The sequence below is a fragment of the Microbacterium sp. NPDC055502 genome, assembly GCF_053643635.1.
The window spans coordinates 643949-662105 of sequence record NZ_JBSHKJ010000001.1 but is presented as its reverse complement, the minus strand read 5'-3'; the positions used below and the strand labels follow the sequence as shown (position 1 = coordinate 662105).

Sequence of the window (18157 nt, the reverse complement as noted above, 5' to 3'; positions counted from 1 at the left end):
CTCCGGCGTCGGTACGGCGGGTTAGCCTGGAAGGGATGCCCGGGAGAGCTCCGCGCATCACCGAGGAGCTGCCATGACCGACCGCAATGACGACCTGTTCTCCGCTGCCCGCGCTGTGATCCCGGGCGGGGTGAACTCGCCGGTGCGCGCCTACGGCTCGGTGGGCGGGACGCCGCGGTTCCTCGCTTCGGCGAAGGGAGCGACCGTCACCGACGCCGCCGGCCGGGAGTACGTCGACCTGGTGGCCTCGTGGGGTCCGGCGCTGCTAGGCCACGCGCAGCCCGAGGTGGTCGCCGCCGTGCAGGACGCCGCAGCGCGGGGTCTGTCGTTCGGTGCCCCGACCGAGGGCGAGGTCGAGCTGGCCGCGCTGATCGCCGACCGGGTTCGTTTCGGCGACATCCGACCCATCGAGCGCGTGCGCCTGGTGTCCACGGGGACCGAGGCGACCATGACCGCGATCCGACTCGCCCGTGGCGCGACCGGTCGCGACCTGCTGGTGAAGTTCGCCGGGCACTACCACGGCCACTCCGACGGGCTGCTGGCCGAGGCGGGGTCGGGCGTCGCTACGCTCGCGCTGCCCGGATCCGCCGGGGTGCCGGCACCCATCGCCGCACAGACGCTCGTCATCCGCTACAACGACCCCGAGGCGCTCGACGCGGTGTTCGCCGAGCACGGCCAGCGCATCGCCGCCGTGATCGTCGAGGCGTCCGCGGCGAACATGGGCGTGGTCCCCCCGCGGCCCGGATTCAACCGCCTGATCGCCGACACCGCACACGCTCACGGCGCGCTCATGATCCTGGACGAGGTGCTGACGGGCTTCCGCGTGCACCCCGCGGGGTTCTGGGGTCTGCAGGCCGCGGCGGGCGAGGACTACCTCCCCGACATCATCACGTTCGGCAAGGTCGTGGGCGGTGGCATGCCGCTGGCCGCGCTCGGCGGTCGCGCCGAGGTCATGGACCTGCTGGCTCCGCTCGGCCCGGTGTACCAGGCGGGCACGCTGTCGGGGAACCCGCTGTCGGTCGCCGCGGGTCTCGCCACGCTGCGCCTCGCGACGCCCGAGGTCTACGCCACGGTCGACGCCGCGGCGACCCGGGTGGCGACCGCGCTCGACACCGCCCTCAGCGACGCGGGCGTGACGCACGCGGTGGCGTCGGCCGGCAACCTGTTCAGCGCCTCGTTCCGCGCCTCGATCCCGCGCGACTACGCCGAGGCGCAGGCGCAGCAGTCGTTCCGCTACTCGGCGTTCTTCCACGCCATGCGCGAGCACGGTGTCGCGCTTCCGCCGAGCGTCTTCGAGGCGTGGTTCCTCACGGCTGCGCACGGTGAGGACGAGTTGCAGCGCATCGAGGCGGCGCTGGCGTTCGCGGCCAGGGCCGCGGCAGACGCCCGGCCCTGATGTATCCGTGCCCACAACGGATCGTTGCTTTCCTGTGAGCAACTTCCAGCCAACCGGGAGCGCCGCGCTGGCAGACTAAGGGGCATGGTGACGTTGCTGCTGGACCAGACGCAACTCGAAGTCGTGCTCTCGCCCATCGAACGTGCCGCCACCTTCCACCGTGAGAACGTGCGGATCCCGCGCGACACCATCACCAAGGTGCAGCTGACCGACGACGCCTGGACCTGGCTCCGCGGTGTGCCGAACCCCGGGACCCACATTCCGACCGTGCTCGCCGCCGGCAGTTGGAAGGCCGCCGGAACCCTCGACTTCGTGCTCATCCGGCGGCGTCGCCCGAGCGTCGTGATCGACCTCGAGGGCGACCCGCAGTACAACCGGCTGATCCTCACCACGCGGCACGGCCTCGCACTCACGCAGGCGCTGCGGCTCGAGGTGTCGGACGAGCCGGCGAGCGTCGAGGAGATCGTCGCCACCGCACCGACGCCCGTGTCGAAGGGCAGCCGTCGTCCGGTCATCCGCCCGCGGCCGGCCTAGCAGCCCCACGAACGACAGACGCCCTCCCGGCCGTAGCCGGGAGGGCGTCTCGTGTCTCGGGCTCAGCCGCGGTGCTCGTCGCCGTCGGTGTGCTGCTCGCGATCGTGCCCGTCGTGATCGTGCGCGTCGCTCTGCCCGTCGTCGTGACCGGGGCCTTCGCTCTGCCCGTCGTCGTGACCGTGGCCCTCGCGGTCGCGGTCGTCGTCGCTGTGCTCGTCGCTGTGATCGCCGCTGTGCTCGCCGTCGTGCTCGTCGCTGTTCTCGCCGCTGTGCTCGCCGTCGTGCTCGCCGCTGTGCTCGTCGTCGTGCTCGCCGCTGTGCTCGTCGTCGTGCTCGGGCACCGCGTGTCCCTCGCTCTCGTGCCCCTCGCCGTCCTGCACCTCGGCGACACCGTCGTGGGGCTGGTGGTGCGCGTCGGCGGTGCCGTGGTCGTCCTGACCATCGGTCGCGGTGTCGCGCGCGAGCGGGACCGTGTCGATCACGCCGGTGGTCGCGACGCTCCAGTGGGCCCCGGCGTCGTGCGTCTCTCCCGGCGCGCCGGTCGCGGGCACGCTGTCGGCGGTGCTCAGCGGGTAGTCCCGCGGCTCGTCCTCGTAGTACGCGCGTGCGGCGGCGGAGAGCAGGGAGCTGACGGCGGCCGCGCGGGGGTCTTCGTCCTCGTCCGGGGTCGCGGCTCCGTCCGTGCCGCCCGCCTCGAGCGGCGCCTCCTCGCCATCGCGGTCGCCGTGGTCGGCCTCGTCGGTCTCGTCCGCCTCCTCGGCGTCGTCCAGCTCGGCGAAGAACTCGATGCCCGCGGGGTCTTCCTCGATGGACTCGTCATCGGCGGTGATCACCGGCTCGTTGTCCGCCGGAGCCGGATCTGCGGCGGGCTCGTCGGACGCGATTCCGGTGTCGTCCGCCGGCGCCTCATCCGCCGAGCTCTCGCTGTCGTGGGCGTCATCGACGGAATCCAGCGCGGACTCCTGATCGTCGGCGAGGGGCTCGTGGCCCGCGGGCTCGTCTACCGGAGTTCCGTCTGCCCCGGTTGCGTTCTCCGGAGTCTCGTCTGCCTCGGTTCCGTTCTCCGGGTCCTCGTCCGCCCCCTCCTCGGTCGGTGCGGAACCGGTGCTCCACGCCGAACCGCCCGTTGACTCCGCGTCGTCCGAGCCGATCGGGACATCACCCTCGGAGTCCTGCTCGTCGCTGGACACATGCTCCGGGGACGCGCTGTGGTCGTCGTCGGTGGACTCCGGCGTCGTCGCGAACAGCTGTGCGAGGCTGCGTCGGGTGGGCCGCTCGGTCGGCTCATCCTCCTGGACCGGCGCGGTGCCGCCGAACAGGATCTCGTCGAACGAGGTCGCCGTCTCCGCGCGCGACTCGGACAGGGAATCGCCATCGCCGATCCGCGCCGCGTCCTCCATCGTCACGGGACGCACGTCTTCTTCCACCGGGACGACCGCGACCGGGCCGGTGGCCGCCGTGACCTCCGCCACGGTCTCGATCACGTCGGAGTCCTCCGTGTCGGCGGCGACGAGGTCTTCCGACGCGGGCTCCGCGTCGGTCGACTGCTCGTCCACGTCGTCGTCTTCCGCCGTGGCGTCCGTCGGCTCGGGCATGGTCTCGGTGGTGAGGTCGTCCGCGAGAGCGGCCGCACCACCGGCAGCCAGAGCCGATGCGGCCGCACCGGCGCCCGCTGTCGCCACGTCGGCGGAGGAATCGCTCGCCTCATGGTTCGTATCGGTCGCTGCCGTCTCGCCCGGCGCCGCCCCGCCCGCAGCGGCCGCGGTCGTGTCCGCCGCTGTGCCGAAGCGACCACCGCGCATCAGATCGATGAAGACGTCTTCCAGCGTGGGCCCGCGCTGCACGAGGGTGCTGAGGGCGATGCCGGCCTCAGCGGCCACGGCACCCACCGTGCTCGCGTCGGCTCCGCGCACGGTCAGCCCGGAGCGCAGCACCTCGATGTCGAAGCCCGCCGCCACCAGCGCCGTCGTGAGGCCGGGACGATCCACGGAATCCACGATGACAGAGCCGCCGGCCGGGTCGGCCAGGGTCTCGATACCGCTGGACAGCACCAGCCGTCCCTTCGACAGCACCAGCACGTGGTCGGCCACCTGCTCGATCTCGCTGAGCACGTGCGACGACACCAGGACCGTGCGCCCCTCGTCCGCGAGACGGCGCATGAGCAGACGCATCCAGCGGATGCCCTCCGGGTCGAGGCCGTTCGCCGGCTCGTCGAAGACCAGGGCACCGGGGTCGCCGAGCAGCGCGTGCGCGACGCTCAGCCGCTGCCGCATGCCGAGGGAGAAGCCGCCGATGCGGGAATCGGCCTCGCTCTCCAGGCCCACGAGCGACAGGACCTCGTCGACGCGGGACAGGCGGATGCCGTTGGCCTTCGCGGCGATGGTCAGCTGCCGGCTGGCCGTGCGGCGAGGGCGGTAGACCGTCTCCTCCAGCACGGAGCCGATCGTGCGCAGCGGCTGGCGCAGCTCCGGATACGCGACGCCGCCGATCGTGGCGGTTCCCGACGTGGCACGCACCTGACCGAGCAGGATGCGGAGAGTCGTGGTCTTTCCGGCGCCGTTGGGACCGAGGAAGGCGGTCACGGCCCCGGGCTCGACGCGGGCGGAGAAGTCCGAGACGGCGGTCACCTCGTTGAAGCGCTTCGTCACATTCGTGAACTCGAGCACCTGTCCTTCAGGCATCCGGCACCTCTCGTCGCGATGAACAGTTCCCCCTATCCTGCCGGAAAACCGCCCCGGAACCCGCATTCCGTGCGGAATTCCACCCCTGGTGAGAAGGTAGCCTGGCACCCGTGACCGATACCTCTGCCGCCCCCCGTGTCCTCGTCCGCACGGAAGGAGCGCTCGGACGGCTCACCCTCAATCGCCCCGAGGCGATCAACGCGCTCGACGAGGACATGATCGCCGAGATCACCCGGGCGCTGGTGGCGTGGCGTGACGACTCCGACGTGCAGATCGTGCTGATCGACGGCGAGGGCGAGCGCGGCATGTGCGCGGGCGGCGATGTGCGCCGCCTGCACGAGCAGATCGTGTCCGGTTACCCCGAGCGGTCGGCCGAGTTCTTCCGCGCCGAGTACGCGATGAACGCGATGATCGCCGAGTACCCCAAGCCGGTCGTGGCGCTGGCCGACGGCATCACGATGGGCGGCGGCATCGGGCTCGCCGGGCACGCGGCCATCCGGATCGTCACCGAGCGGTCGAAGCTCGCGATGCCGGAGACCCGCATCGGCTTCACTCCCGACGTCGGTGGCACGTGGCTGCTCGGGCGGGCGCCGGGACGGTTCGGCGAGTACTTCGGGCTGACCGGGGCGACCATGAGCGCCGCCGACGCGGTGTACCTCGGGTTCGCCGACCACGTGGTGCCCTCCGACCGCCTCGACGCCCTGCGCGACGCGCTCGCGCACCGCGCCGACCCGACGAGCCCCAGCGAGATCGTGCTGCTGTTCGACGAGACGCCGGAGCCGTCGGCCCTCCCGGCATCGCGCGCCTGGATCGACGAGGCGTTCTCCGCGCCGACCGTGCCCGAGATTTTGGAGCGGCTGCACGCGCAGGGCACGACCGAGGCCGCAGCCGTGGCCGATCTCCTCGAAGGTCTCGCGCCGACCGGGCTGGTCGTGACGCTCGACGCCGTGCGTGAGGCGCGGGGGCTGCCGGGACTGCGCGCCGCGCTCGAGGGGGAGTACCGACGGGTGCTGTGGTTCGTCAACGAGCACCCGGACCTCGTGGAGGGCATCCGCGCGCAGCTGGTCGACAAGGACCGCAACCCGAAGTGGCAGCCGGCGACCCTCGCCGAGCTGCCGGCGGACGCGGGTGCGCCGGCCCGCGACTACACGCCGCAGCCGCCGTTGTTCTGAGGGGCGGCCCGCTCGCTGACGCGGGCGGCGATCGGGCAGGCTTCCGGCGGGCCCTTCTTCGTCACCGTGCAGAAAAGTGCTGATCGCACGGGATGCGGTTCGCTGTGAGCGAAGGTCCGCCCCCAGGGGGATACGAATGTCCCCGCTTCGTGGCACGCTGTCCTATGGCCGGTCGTCGGTCGGCATCCGTCTGCCGGGAGATCCGCCGCCTCCTCCTTCCTAGAAAGTCCGCCTGTGCTGGGAAAAATCCTCCTCCGCTATCTGTCCCGATATAAGTGGCTCCTCGTGGCCGTGCTGGTCTTCCAGTTCGCCAGCGCGGCTGCCACCCTCTACCTGCCCCGCCTCAACGCCGACATCATCGACAAGGGCGTCGCGCAGGGCGACACCGCCTACATCTGGCGCACCGGTCTGTTCATGCTCGCGGTCTCCCTGGGCCAGATCGTCGCCTCCGTGATCGCGACCTTCTTCGCCGCGCGCGCGGCGATGGGCGCGGGTCGCGACATCCGTGCCGACGTGTTCGGCAAGGTCAGCGGCTTCTCCGAGCGCGAGGTGTCGCAGTTCGGCGCCGGCTCCCTCATCACGCGCAACACCAACGACGTGCAGCAGGTGCAGATGCTGGCGATGATGGGCGCGACCATGCTCGTCACCGCGCCGCTGCTCGCGATCGGCGGCATCATCTTCGCCGTGCAGACCAACGCCGGGCTCAGCTGGCTCATCGCCGTGTCGGTCCCCGTGCTCCTGCTCCTCGCGGCGCTCGTGATCGGCCGCATGGTGCCGCTGTTCCGCAGCTACCAGGGCAAGCTCGACAACGTCAACCGCATCATGCGCGAGCAGCTCACCGGCGTGCGCGTCGTCCGCGCGTTCGTGCGCGAGCGCATCGAAGAGGAGCGCTTCCGCGGAGCCAACACCGACATCATGGTCGTCGGCCGCAAGGTCGGCTCGCTGTTCGTGCTGCTGTTCCCGCTGTTCATGCTCATCCTCAACGTGACCGTGGTCGCCGTGATCTGGTTCGGCGGCATCGAGGTCAACAACGGCACCGTGCAGGTGGGCACGCTGTTCGCCTTCATGCAGTACATCGGCCAGATCATGGGCGGCGTCATCATGGCCAGCTTCATGGCGATGATGATCCCGCGCGCCGCCGTCTCGGCCGAGCGCATCGGCGAGGTGCTCAACACCGAGTCGACCATGACGCGCCCCGCGAACGGCGTCACCGAGTTCCCGACGCCGGGTGCGGTCGCGTTCGACGACGTCGCCTTCACCTACCCGGGCGCCGACGCGCCCGTGCTGACCGGCATCAGCTTCGCGGCGCAGCCGGGTGAGACGGTCGCGATCGTGGGTTCCACGGGTGCGGGCAAGACCACGCTGGTCTCTCTCATCCCGCGTCTGTTCGACGTCTCGAGCGGCTCGGTGCACGTGGGCGGCACCGACGTGCGCGAGGCCGACGTGGAGGCGCTGTGGGACAGCATCGGTCTGGTGCCGCAGCGTCCGTTCCTCTTCACCGGCACCGTCGCGTCGAACCTGCGCTACGGCCGGGAGGACGCGACCGATGAGGAGCTGTGGCACGCGCTCGAGATCGCCCAGGGGCGTGACTTCGTGGAGGAGATGCCCGACGGGCTCGAGTCCCGCATCGCCCAGGGCGGCACGAACGTGTCGGGCGGCCAGCGCCAGCGCCTCGCGATCGCGCGGGCCATCGTGCACCAGCCGAAGGTGCTCGTGTTCGACGACTCCTTCTCGGCGCTCGACCTGACCACGGACGCGCGACTGCGGCAGGCGCTGTGGCGCGAGCTGCCGCACGTCACGAAGATCGTGGTCGCCCAGCGTGTCTCCACCATCACCGACGCCGATCGCATCGTGGTGCTCGAGGGCGGCACGATGGTGGGCGTCGGCACGCACGAGGAGCTGCTGGAGACCAGCGGCACCTATCGAGAGATCGTCGAGTCGCAGCTGGGGGTGGACGCATGAGCGCGCAGGACGACAAGCGCACCGCCGCGCCGAAGCGCGGACGGGGGAAGGCCCCGGTGCAGACCGAGGAGCGCGAGCTCACGGCGGAAGAGCAGTACGAGGCCGAGCTCGCGGAGCAGGCACGGCAGAACGGCGGCGGCTGGGACAGCGTCGCGCCGGGCAAGGCCGACAACTTCGGGCCGAGCTTCGCCCGCATGATCGGACTGCTCAAGCCCTCGGCCGTGTGGTTCGTGTTCGTGTCGATCCTCGGGGCCCTGGGCGTCGTGCTGACGGTCGCAGCTCCCAAGGTCCTGGCCGAGGCGACCAACATCGTCTACCGCGGCTTCATCTCCATCCAGCTCGGCCAGCCGAACGGCGACTTCCCCGGGTTCCCCGCCGGAACGTCGCAGGACGTGGTGGTCGATGCGCTGCGCGGAGCGGGACAGGACGACTTCGCCAACCAGGTCGGCGCCCTCGGCGACTTCCGGGTCGGCGACGGCATCGACTTCGATGCTCTGCGCTGGGTCATCGCCGCCGTCCTCACGATCTACGTGGTGGCCGCGTTCCTGAGCTGGCTGCAGGGATACGTGATCAACGTCATCATGGTGCGCACCATGTGGCGCCTCCGCGAGGCCGTCGAGGCGAAGATCAACCGGCTGCCGCTGTCGTACTTCGACAGGGTGCAGCGCGGCGAGCTGATCTCCCGCGTCACGAACGACATCGACAACATCACCCAGACGATGCAGCAGTCCCTCTCCGGGGCCCTGACCGCCGTGCTCACCGTGGTCGGCGTGCTGGTGATGATGTTCTCGATCTCGTGGCAGCTGGCACTGGTGGCCCTGGTCGCCCTGCCGCTCATGGGCGTGATCTTCGGCGTCATCGGCCCGCGCTCGCAGAAGGCCTTCGGCACACAGTGGCGCAAGGTCGGCCGTCTCAACGCCCGCGTCGAGGAGGCCTTCTCCGGGCACGCGCTCGTGAAGGTGTTCGGTCGGGAGCAGGACGCGCTCGACAAGTTCAAGGCCGAGAACGAGGAGCTGTTCCAGGCGAGCTTCAAGGCGCAGTTCCTGTCGGGCATCATCATGCCCGCCATGACCTTCGTCGGCAGCCTCACCTACGTCGGTATCGCGGTGCTCGGCGGCCTCATGGTCGCGAGCGGGCAGCTGCGCCTCGGCGACGTGCAGGCGTTCATCCAGTACTCGCAGCAGTTCACGCAGCCGCTGTCGGAGCTGGGCGGCATGGCAGCGGTCGTGCAGTCCGGCACGGCGTCGGCCGAGCGGGTGTTCGACCTGCTCGACGCCGACGAGCAGGAGCCCGACGAGGCCGACGCCCCGCGGCTCGGCGACGGCAAGGGCGTGATCGAGTTCGAGAACGTGTCCTTCTCCTACACGCCGGAGCGACCGCTGATCACCGACCTGTCGTTCCGGGTGGAGCCGGGCCAGACGGTCGCGATCGTCGGGCCGACCGGCGCGGGCAAGACCACGCTGGTCAACCTGATCATGCGGTTCTACGAGCTCAGCGGCGGGCGCATCACGCTCGATGGTCAGGACATCTCGCAGATCACGCGCGACGACCTGCGCTCGCGCACCGGCATGGTGCTGCAGGACCCGTGGCTGTTCGCCGGGAGCATCCGCGAGAACATCCGCTACGGTCGCTCGACCGCGACCGATGAGGAAGTGCTCACCGCCGCCAAGGCCACGTACGTCGACCGGTTCGTGCACGCCCTCCCCGAGGGCTACGACACCGTGCTCGACGAGGATGCGTCCAACGTGTCGGCCGGTGAGCGGCAGCTGATCACGATCGCGCGCGCGTTCGTCGCCCAGCCGTCGATCCTCATCCTGGATGAGGCCACCTCGGCCGTCGACACCCGCACCGAGCTGCTGCTGCAGCACGCGATGGCCGCGCTCCGCCAGGGGCGCACGTCGTTCGTGATCGCGCACCGCCTGTCCACCATCCGCGACGCCGACCTCATCCTCGTGATGGAGCACGGCGACATCGTGGAGAAGGGCACGCACGACGAGCTCATCGCCGCGCAGGGCGCCTACTGGCGGCTGTACCAGTCGCAGTTCGAGCAGGCCGCGACCGACCTCGACGCGGAGGAGGCCCTCACGGGCTCCACGCCCCTGGTCGTCACGGGGGAGGCCGCCGACGAGACGGCACGGGAGCAGGCCGACGACGCGATCGCCGGAGCCTCGGTCGGGGCGAACGTCCCGGCCGCGGAGGCCGCGGCCGCACGAGCGCTGCTCGATGACGGCGCCGAGGGCGCGGACCCCCGCGCCTGACACCTCGGCGGCCCCGCACCAACGACACGACGCCCCGCTCCGGATCCTCGGAGCGGGGCGTCGTCGTCTGCGCGGCCGGTGAACGGCGGCGCCTGGCTCAGTCGGTGTGGACGGTGATGCCCAGCAGATCGAGCGGGTGCGTCAGGCGCCACCAGGGACTGGGGCCCTCCACGTCTTCGCGCAGCACGAGGGCCGTGTCCTCCGTGTCGAGCGGCCCGGTGGTGGTCAGCGTGCCCACGCGGTCGTCGGCCTCTCGTCGCTCGCCCAGGTCGAACGCGGCGGTCGCGGTCGCGGCGGCACCGTTCCACAGCACGACGTCCGCGTCCTCCGCGGTGACCACGTCCACCTCCTCGCCCCACATCGTGGTGACGCGACCGACCACCGTGCCCGCGGCGACGGCCGGATCCTCCGTCTGCAGCTCCGCCTCGGCCTGACTGAACAGCGCGCGGGTGGCCGCGAGCCGCGACTCGTCGTCGGCCTGATCCAGCACTGCCGCGAACAGCCGCACGGTCGTGTCGCCCACCTCCACATCCTTCGCGGTGAGGAGGTTCCACCCGACCAGGGTCCCGGTCTTGATGCCGACGACGCCCGGATCGGCCAGCATGCCGTTGGTGTTCACGACCCTCCCCGCGCCCGGAAGCTCGACCGAGGCGGTGCCGACGATCTCCGCGAACACCGGGTTGCGCATCGCCAGCTCGCCCAGCGCGATCAGCGCCTCCGGCGTCGCGACGTTGCGCTCATCGAAACCCGACGGCGTCACCACCGTGATCCCGGTCAGACCACGCTCGCTCAGCCACTCCTCGGCCGCCCTGGCGAACTCGGAGTTCGACCCCCAGATCTCCGAGGCCAGCCGATCGATGTAGTTGTTCGCCGAGCCGAGCAGCGTGCCCTGCAACAGCTGATACTCCGTGAGCACACCGTTGACCGGGACGTCGAGCGCCGACTGATCCTGGCGTCGATAGTCCCAGTAGCGCACGCTGTCGCCGCGGGTGAAACGGAACTCCGGTCCCTGCTCACCCGGCGCGAGCGGCATCCGATCCAGCACCATCAGGCTGCTGACGACCTTCGTGATGCTCGCGATGCTCACCGCATCCGGGATCGACGCCGACGTGGTCATGCCGGCGACCCCCACGGCCGCGCTGCCCTCCGCAGGCCACGTGAGCTCGGCGGCCGAGGCGGGCGTCGTCTCGAACTGCACCGCCTCCACCGCCGGGGGCACCTCATGCAGCGGCCACAGCAGCGTCGTGCCCGAATAGGCCAGGACGAGCCCGGCCAGCACCCCCAACGGCACCAGCAGGCCGGGGCGCGCGATGGCCGGACGCAGCCGGGCCCCGCGGAACAGCCCCTCGGCGGTCTGCGCCTCCGGCTCGGCGTCCAGCGAGACGGCGGGAGCGTGGGCCGCGACATCGGCGGGATCCACCCAGGTCAGCGCGGTCGCCGGGGTCGCGTCGTCCGCCCACTGCGCGGCCGTACCGGACAGGAGGGCGATCGCTGCATCGTCGTCTTCGGCCGGGGGAGCCGGCTCCGAGACCCTCGCGCGGAACGGCGGCTTGGTCAGCGGCGGCGTCGGTGCCGTGATCGTCGAGGACGCGGAGTCCGCGGCGGGCGGGGCCGACGCGACGGACGCGATCGCGGGATCAGCGGAGGGGGAGGCGTCGGCCGCGGGGCGGTCCGTGCTCCCGTCCGCGTCGCCTGCGTCGGCGGCGTCGGTCGAGGAGGCGGAGTCCGCGGCGGGCGGGGCCGACGCGACGGACGGGATCGCGGGATCAGCGGAGGGGGAGGTCTCGACCGCGGGGCGGTCGGTGCTCCCGTCCGCGCCGTCTGCGTCGGCGGCACCGGTCGCGGAGGCATCGGTCGCGGTCGCGGTGCGCGCACGGTCGCCGAACAGCGCGCCGAGACCGGAGGTCGACACGGCGGAGGCGGCGGGAACCCGCGCCGGGGGTCGCGCGTCGTCGTCGCCCGCGTCGTCGCTCCCGGTCGGTGGGGTGGTGGTCGCCCGCGCCCGCGAGCGCAGCGCGGACGTGGGGGCGTCGTCGGAGGGGGCAGCAGTCGGAGCGGGGCCGTTGCCGCCGATGCCCGTCGCCTCGCCGGCGGGATCGGATGCGGTCACCCGCTTACGGTACCGAATCCGGCCGGGAATCGGCCGCGCCGGGGCGGCGACGCGCCAACCGGCGGACCGGGTAGGATCGTCAGCACAACCACGGGAGTCCGGCGAGCCGGGCTGAGAGGGAGCGAATCGCGCTTCGACCGTCGAACCTGATCTGGGTCATGCCAGCGCAGGGAGGAGTTCCTATGAGTACGTCCACGTCCACGTCCGCATCCGCGAAGACCTCGACGGCGGCCGCGCCGCGCAGCTACCTGCGCTGGCGCATCGTCGACATCGTCGTCGCCAGTGTCCTCGGTGTCGCCGCCGGCCTGATCTTCCTCGCCTGGAACGTCGGCTACCTCGGCCCCAAGGCCCTCCTCGAACCGCTGCTCCCGGGGCTGCAGGGCCTGCTCGACGGCCCCTGGCTGTTCGCGGGCGTGCTCGGCGGACTCATCATCCGCAAGGCCGGAGCCGCGATCTACGTCGAACTGCTCGCCGCCGTCGTCTCGGCGCTCATCGGCAACCAGTGGGGCGGCTTCCTCACCCTCGAGGCCGGGCTCGTGCAGGGGCTCGGCGCCGAGCTCGTCTTCCTGCTGTTCTTCTACCGTCGTTGGTCGCTGCCCGTCGCGATCCTCGCCGGTGCGGGCGCCGCGCTCGCGGGCGGCATCAACAACCTCGTGCTCTGGTACGCCGGATCCGGCCCGGCGTTCACGACGATCTACCTGCTCAGCACCGTCGTCTCCGGCGCGGTGATCGCGGGGGCGCTGTCGTGGGTTCTGGCCAGGGGCATCGCGGCGACCGGCGCGCTCGACCGGTTCGGCTCCGGCCGCGAGGCGCGCGTCCGCGTCTGATGGGGGCCGAGCAGGCCACCCCCGCCGCCGTCGAGGCCCGAGGGTGGGGGTGGCGTCACGCGAGTCGCCTCGCCTGGGCCCTGCGCGACGTGTCGTTCCGCATCGAGCCGGGCGAGCGCGTGCTCGTGCTCGGCGCATCCGGCGCGGGCAAGTCGACGCTGCTCCACGGGCTCGCCGGTGTGCTGGGCGGCGAGGAGGAGGGCGAGAGCGAGGGCCGGCTGCTCGTCGACGGCGCCGCGGCGACCGCCACCCGGGGTCGCGCAGGACTGGTGCTGCAAGACCCCGACTCGCAGGTGATCCTGGCACGCGTGGGCGACGACGTCGCCTTCGGCTGCGAGAACCTGGGCATCCCGCGCGCCGAGATCTGGCCGCGCGTCACCGCGGCCCTCGAGGCCGTGGGGCTCGACGTGCCGCTCGACCACCCCACCAAGGCGCTGTCGGGCGGGCAGAAGCAGCGCCTCGCGCTCGCGGGACTCCTCGCCATGCGCCCCGGACTGCTGCTGCTCGACGAGCCCACCGCGAACCTCGACCCGCACGGGGTGGCGGAGGTGCGCGACGCGGTGTCGCGCCTGCTCGACACCCACCCCGCCACGCTCGTGGTCGTGGAGCACCGGCTCGACGTGTGGCTGCCGCTCATGACCCGCGTGATCGTGATCGGCGAGGGCGGCGTGGTCGCCGACGGCCCCCCGCACGAGGTGCTCGGGGCGCAGGGGCAGCGGCTCGCCGACGACGGGGTGTGGGTCCCCGGGCATCCGCCCGCGTTCCCGCCGCCGCCGCGCACGGCCCCCCGCGAGGTGCTGCTCTCGGCGCGCGGGCTCGCGGTCGCCCGGGTGAAGGGTCGCCCGGTCGCCACGGGCATCGACCTCGACGTGCACGCGGGAGAAGCCGTCGCGGTCACCGGGCCCAACGGCGCCGGCAAGTCGACGCTCGGCCTCACGCTCGCGGGACTCCTTCCGCCCGCGGGGGGAGCAGTGGTCGCCGCGCCCGAGCTCGCGGACGGCGCCGACCCCGCGCCCATCCGGTGGAGCTCGCGCGACCTGCTCACCCGCGTCGGCATGGTGTTCCAGGAGCCGGAGCATCAGCTGCTCGCCACGACCGTGCGCGACGAGCTCGCCGTCGGCCCCCGCGCGCTCGGCCTCCCCGAGGACGAGATCGCCGCGCGCACCGACGAGCTCCTCTCCCGCCTGCGCCTCGACCGTCTCGCGGCCGCGAACCCGTACACGCTCTCCGGCGGGGAGAAGCGCCGCCTCACGGTCGCGGCCGCGATCGCCACACGCCCCCGGGTGCTCGTGCTGGACGAGCCCACGTTCGGGCAGGACGCGCGCACGTGGGCGGAGCTGGTCGCGCTGCTCGCGGCCTTGCGCGACGAGGGGTCGGCCGTGGTCGCGATCACGCACGACCTCGACGTGGCCAGAGCCCTCCACGCCACCCGGTTCGACCTGGGCGGCATGCCGTGACCCTGCTCGACGCGAAGGCCCGCACCGGCGCGGTGGCCCGCATCAACCCGGTCGCCAAGCTCGGCGTGAGCGCGCTGATCGCCGTGCCGCTCATCCTCACGCTCGACCCGGTCTCGGCCGCGGTCGCCCTGGCGCTCGAGTTCGTGCTGTTCCTGTTCGCGGGCATCGGCTGGCGGGAGTTCTGGGTGCGCACGTGGCCGGTGTGGCTCGCGGCGCCGCTCACCGGGCTCACGATCGCGCTGTACGGCGAGACCTCCGGCACCGTGTACGTGGACTGGTTCGTGCTTCGCATCAGCGAGGGCTCGCTCGCCCTCGCCGTGGCGACGATGCTGCGCGTGCTCGCGATCGCCCTGCCGTCCGTGGTGCTGTTCGTGACCGTCGACCCCACCGACCTCGCCGACGGGCTCGGGCAGATCCTCCGCCTCCCCGCCCGGTTCGTGCTGGGTGCGCTCGCGGGCCTGCGCATGGTCGGACTGTTCCTCGACGACTGGCGGGCGCTCGAACTGGCGCGGCGCGCACGCGGGGTGGCCGACCGCGGGCGCCTGCGCCGTTTCTTCGGGATGGCGTTCGCGCTGCTCGTGCTGTCGATCCGCCGCGGTGCCAAGCTCGCCACGGCCATGGAAGCGCGAGGGTTCGGGGCGCCGGGGCGCCGCACGTGGGCGCGCGAGTCGCGGTTCGGGGCGGCGGAGTGGCTGCTGCTCGCGGTCGGCGCGGCCATCTCCGGCATCGCGGTCGCGGCGGCCGTGCTCACCGGAGCCTGGAACTTCATCCTCGGTCCCGGCGCCTGAGCCTCACCCCGTTTACGCGAGGGGCGGGAGATACGTCAACGCGCCCTGGTTAGCGTGACGAACGGAGTGAGAAGCCGACTCAGCCGAAAGGACTCCGCACATGAGCACTGCACCCACCGACGGTCAGCCGATCTTCACCCGGCCGGGGGAGGCCACGGTCGCACCGCGACACGTGATCCCCGACGCCGAGTCGCTCCCGTCGACCGCGAAACAGATCGTCGAGGACGAGACCATCCTCGACGGCAACGCCCGTCTGAACCTCGCGACGTTCGTGAGCACCTGGATGGACGACGAGGCCAAGCAGGTGTACATGGCCTCGTTCGACAAGAACATGATCGACAAGGACGAGTACCCGCAGACCGCCGCGATCGAGGACAACTGCTGGCACATGCTCGCGAACCTCTGGCATGCGCCGGATGCCGCCCGCAGCATCGGCACGTCCACCATCGGCTCGTCCGAGGCGTGCATGCTCGGCGGGCTCGCGTTCAAGCGCCGGTGGCAGCAGGCGCGTCGCGCCGCGGGGAAGGACGCCTCCTCGCCGAACCTCGTGATGTCGAGCGCCGTGCAGGTGTGCTGGGAGAAGTTCTGCAACTACTTCGACGTGGAGCCGCGCTTCGTGCCGATCAGCGAGGAGCACAAGACGCTCGACGGGCACGAGCTGGAGAAGTACGTCGACGAGAACACGATCGGGGTCGTGGCGATCATGGGCGTCACCTACACCGGCATGTACGAGCCGGTCGCGCAGATCGCGGCGGCGCTCGACGAGATCCAGAAGAACACGGGGCTCGACATCCCGATCCACGTGGACGGCGCCTCCGGGGCGATGATCGCCCCGTTCCTGCAGCCCGACCTGGAGTGGGACTTCCGCCTGGAGCGGGTGCACTCCATCAGCACCTCCGGCCACAAGTACGGGCTCGTGTACCCCGGACTCGGGTGGGTCGTGTGGCGCGACGCCCAGTGGCTGCCGGAGGACCTCGTGTTCCAGGTCAGCTACCTCGGCGGGGAGATGCCCACGTTCGCACTGAACTTCTCGCGCCCCGGCGCACAGGTGCTGCTGCAGTACTACCTGTTCCTCCGCCTCGGCTTCGAGGGGTACCGGGCGGTGCAGCAGGCGTCGCAGGACGTGGCGAAGTTCCTGTCGGCGGGCATCGCGAAGCTCGACGCGTTCGAGCTGTGGAACGACGGCAGCGACATCCCCGTGTTCGCGTGGCGGTTGAAGGAGGGGCATACCGACAACTGGACCCTGTACGACCTGCAGGATCGGTTGCGCATGCGCGGCTGGCTCGTGCCCGCCTACCCGATGCCCGCCGACCTGGAGGAGCTCACGGTGCAGCGCATCGTGGTGCGCAACGGCCTCAGCATGGACCTGGCCGCCGAACTGCTCGACGCGATCACCGCCGAGGTCGCGCACCTCGACGCCCTCACCGCGCCGATGCCGGGCGACCACCCCGACTCGGCGTTCCACCACTGAGGCGCGGGTCATGTCTGCACACGGTGCCGAACACGCCCCCCGTCCCGCCGTCACCCCGTCGACCCGCGTCTCCCGGCCCGCGGTGGCCGTGCTGGGGGTGGGGCAGCTCGCCCTGCTGACGCTCGTCGTGGTGGCGAGCCTGCGCTCCCTGCCGGCGATGGCGGTCTACGGCCTCGGGAGCATCATGCTCTACCTCATCCCGGCGATCCTGTTCCTGGTGCCCACGGCGCTGGTGGCGGCCGAGCTCGCGACCGGGTGGAAGGGCGGCGTCTACGTCTGGGTGCGCGAAGCCCTCGGCAACCGCTGGGGGTTCACCGCGGTGTGGCTCCAGTGGATCCAGAACGTGGTGTGGTTCCCCACCCAGCTCGCCTTCGTGGCGGGCGCGCTCGCGTTCGTCTTCCTGGATCCGTCGCTGTCGAGCTCGGGCTTCTTCACCGCGGTCGTGATCATCGTCTGCTACTGGGGTGCGACGCTGGTCACCCTCCGCGGCGGCGACCTGTTCGCCAAGCTCGGCTCGTGGGGCGGCATCCTCGGCACGCTGCTGCCCGCCGTGCTGCTGATCGTGTTCGGCGCGGTCTGGGTGTTCAGCGGCGAGAAGAGCCAGGTCCCCCTCGAGGCGTCGGCGATGATCCCGCCGTTCACCGGGCTCGCCTCGATCGTGCTGATCGTGTCGAACGTGCTGGCCTACGCCGGTATGGAGGTGAACGCGGTGCACGTGAACCAGATGAAGGACCCCGGCCGCGGCTACCCCCGCTCGGTGTTCCTCGCGGCGGCGCTCATCCTGCTGGTGTTCATCCTGCCGACCCTCGCGATCGCGGTCGCGGTGCCGCCGAAGGAGCTCGGTCTCACGAACGGCATCATGCTCGCGTTCGGGGAGTACTTCGACCACTGGAGCATGGGCTGGGCCACCGCGGTGGTGTCGGCCCTGATCGCCGCGGGCGCCCTCGCCTCGGTCGTGACCTGGGTCGCCGGCCCGTCGAAGGGCGTGCTGGCCGCGGCGGAGACGGGGCTGCTGCCGCCGCTGCTGCAGAAGAGGAACAAGGCGGGCGTGCAGTCGGGCATCCTGATGCTGCAGGGCACGATCGTGACGGTGCTCGCGGCGATCTTCATCATCGTGCCGAACGTCAGCGCGGCCTTCGTCGCGCTGATCGACATGGCCGCCGCGCTGTACCTCGTCATGTACATGCTGATGTTCGCCTCGGCCCTCGTGCTGCGGCGGAAGGCGCCGGACGTGAAGCGCGCGTACCGGGTGAAGGGGCTGCCGCTGGTCGCCGGGGTGGGCTTCGTCGCCTGCCTGGCCGCGTTCCTCCTCGCGTTCATCCCGCCGGACGGCTTCACCGCGTTCCCGCCCGCGGCCTACCCGTGGATCGTGGGGGCGGTGATCGTGGTGCTGGGTGCTCCGCCCCTGGTGTTCTACGCGGTGCGCCGTCCGTCGTGGGACCGCCGGCCGGCGGACGGCAGCCTGCCCAGCGACGCCCACCCGGAGGCCTGAGCGCCCGGA

12 protein-coding genes and 1 riboswitch are annotated in these 18157 nt (G+C 71.6%); of the genes, 10 read left to right on the top strand and 2 right to left on the bottom strand.

Translation table 11 applies throughout. From position 1 onward, the window contains the following. Positions 1-73: 73 nt before the first annotated feature. Both hemL and ACWH95_RS03340 read left to right on the top strand, forming a co-directional pair. Positions 74-1396, top strand: a complete 1323-nt coding sequence (gene hemL, locus ACWH95_RS03345) for a glutamate-1-semialdehyde 2,1-aminomutase (protein ID WP_136030724.1) — start codon at positions 74-76, stop codon at positions 1394-1396. A gap of 84 nt (positions 1397-1480) precedes the next feature. After that, positions 1481-1930 carry a hypothetical protein gene (locus tag ACWH95_RS03340; RefSeq protein WP_136030722.1) on the top strand — a complete coding sequence of 150 codons (450 nt, stop codon included), beginning with the start codon at positions 1481-1483 and terminating at the stop codon, positions 1928-1930. 62 nt (positions 1931-1992) lie between these two features. On the opposite strand, the gene ACWH95_RS03335 is transcribed toward ACWH95_RS03340, so the two are convergent. Further along, positions 1993-4611: an ATP-binding cassette domain-containing protein gene (locus ACWH95_RS03335; RefSeq protein WP_454120162.1), complete on the bottom strand. Its 2619-nt coding sequence runs from the start codon at positions 4609-4611 to the stop codon at positions 1993-1995. A gap of 110 nt (positions 4612-4721) precedes the next feature. Between ACWH95_RS03335 and ACWH95_RS03330 the strand changes: the two genes are divergently transcribed. The 3 genes from ACWH95_RS03330 (at position 4722) to ACWH95_RS03320 (ending at position 10003) form a co-directional block, all read left to right on the top strand. Continuing rightward, a complete protein-coding gene (locus ACWH95_RS03330; protein WP_454120161.1) occupies positions 4722-5783 on the top strand; it encodes an enoyl-CoA hydratase/isomerase family protein in 1062 nt (353 codons plus the stop codon). 234 nt (positions 5784-6017) lie between these two features. Then, entirely contained in the window at positions 6018-7745 is a 1728-nt protein-coding gene (locus ACWH95_RS03325; protein ID WP_136030718.1) for an ABC transporter ATP-binding protein, read from the top strand. Next, positions 7742-10003, top strand: a complete 2262-nt coding sequence (locus ACWH95_RS03320; RefSeq protein WP_454120160.1) for an ABC transporter ATP-binding protein — start codon at positions 7742-7744, stop codon at positions 10001-10003. The genes ACWH95_RS03325 and ACWH95_RS03320 overlap by 4 nt, the downstream gene beginning before the upstream one ends. A gap of 97 nt (positions 10004-10100) precedes the next feature. Here the strand turns inward: ACWH95_RS03320 and ACWH95_RS03315 are convergent, their stop codons facing one another. Continuing rightward, positions 10101-12113 carry a D-alanyl-D-alanine carboxypeptidase gene (locus ACWH95_RS03315; RefSeq protein ID WP_454120159.1) on the bottom strand — a complete coding sequence of 671 codons (2013 nt, stop codon included), beginning with the start codon at positions 12111-12113 and terminating at the stop codon, positions 10101-10103. Between the two features lie 80 nt (positions 12114-12193). After that, positions 12194-12305: riboswitch (TPP riboswitch) on the top strand. Between ACWH95_RS03315 and ACWH95_RS03310 the strand changes: the two genes are divergently transcribed. From ACWH95_RS03310 to ACWH95_RS03290, 5 genes are all read left to right on the top strand, one after another. Then, a complete protein-coding gene (locus tag ACWH95_RS03310; RefSeq protein WP_136033345.1) occupies positions 12296-12940 on the top strand; it encodes an ECF transporter S component in 645 nt (214 codons plus the stop codon). (Overlaps the previous riboswitch by 10 nt.) Continuing rightward, positions 12940-14397 carry an ABC transporter ATP-binding protein gene (locus tag ACWH95_RS03305; protein ID WP_206253498.1) on the top strand — a complete coding sequence of 486 codons (1458 nt, stop codon included), beginning with the start codon at positions 12940-12942 and terminating at the stop codon, positions 14395-14397. Before ACWH95_RS03310 ends, ACWH95_RS03305 begins: the two co-directional genes overlap by 1 nt. Further along, positions 14394-15185 (top strand): energy-coupling factor transporter transmembrane component T family protein, encoded by a 792-nt coding sequence (locus ACWH95_RS03300; protein WP_206252502.1) that lies wholly within the window; start codon positions 14394-14396, stop codon positions 15183-15185. The genes ACWH95_RS03305 and ACWH95_RS03300 overlap by 4 nt, the downstream gene beginning before the upstream one ends. Positions 15186-15285: 100 nt before the next feature. Beyond that, positions 15286-16656 (top strand): glutamate decarboxylase, encoded by a 1371-nt coding sequence (locus tag ACWH95_RS03295; RefSeq protein WP_206252504.1) that lies wholly within the window; start codon positions 15286-15288, stop codon positions 16654-16656. Between the two features lie 10 nt (positions 16657-16666). Then, on the top strand, positions 16667-18148 hold the full coding sequence (locus ACWH95_RS03290) for an amino acid permease (RefSeq protein ID WP_206252507.1): 1482 nt from the start codon (positions 16667-16669) through the stop codon (positions 18146-18148). The last annotated feature ends 9 nt before the right edge of the window (positions 18149-18157 follow it).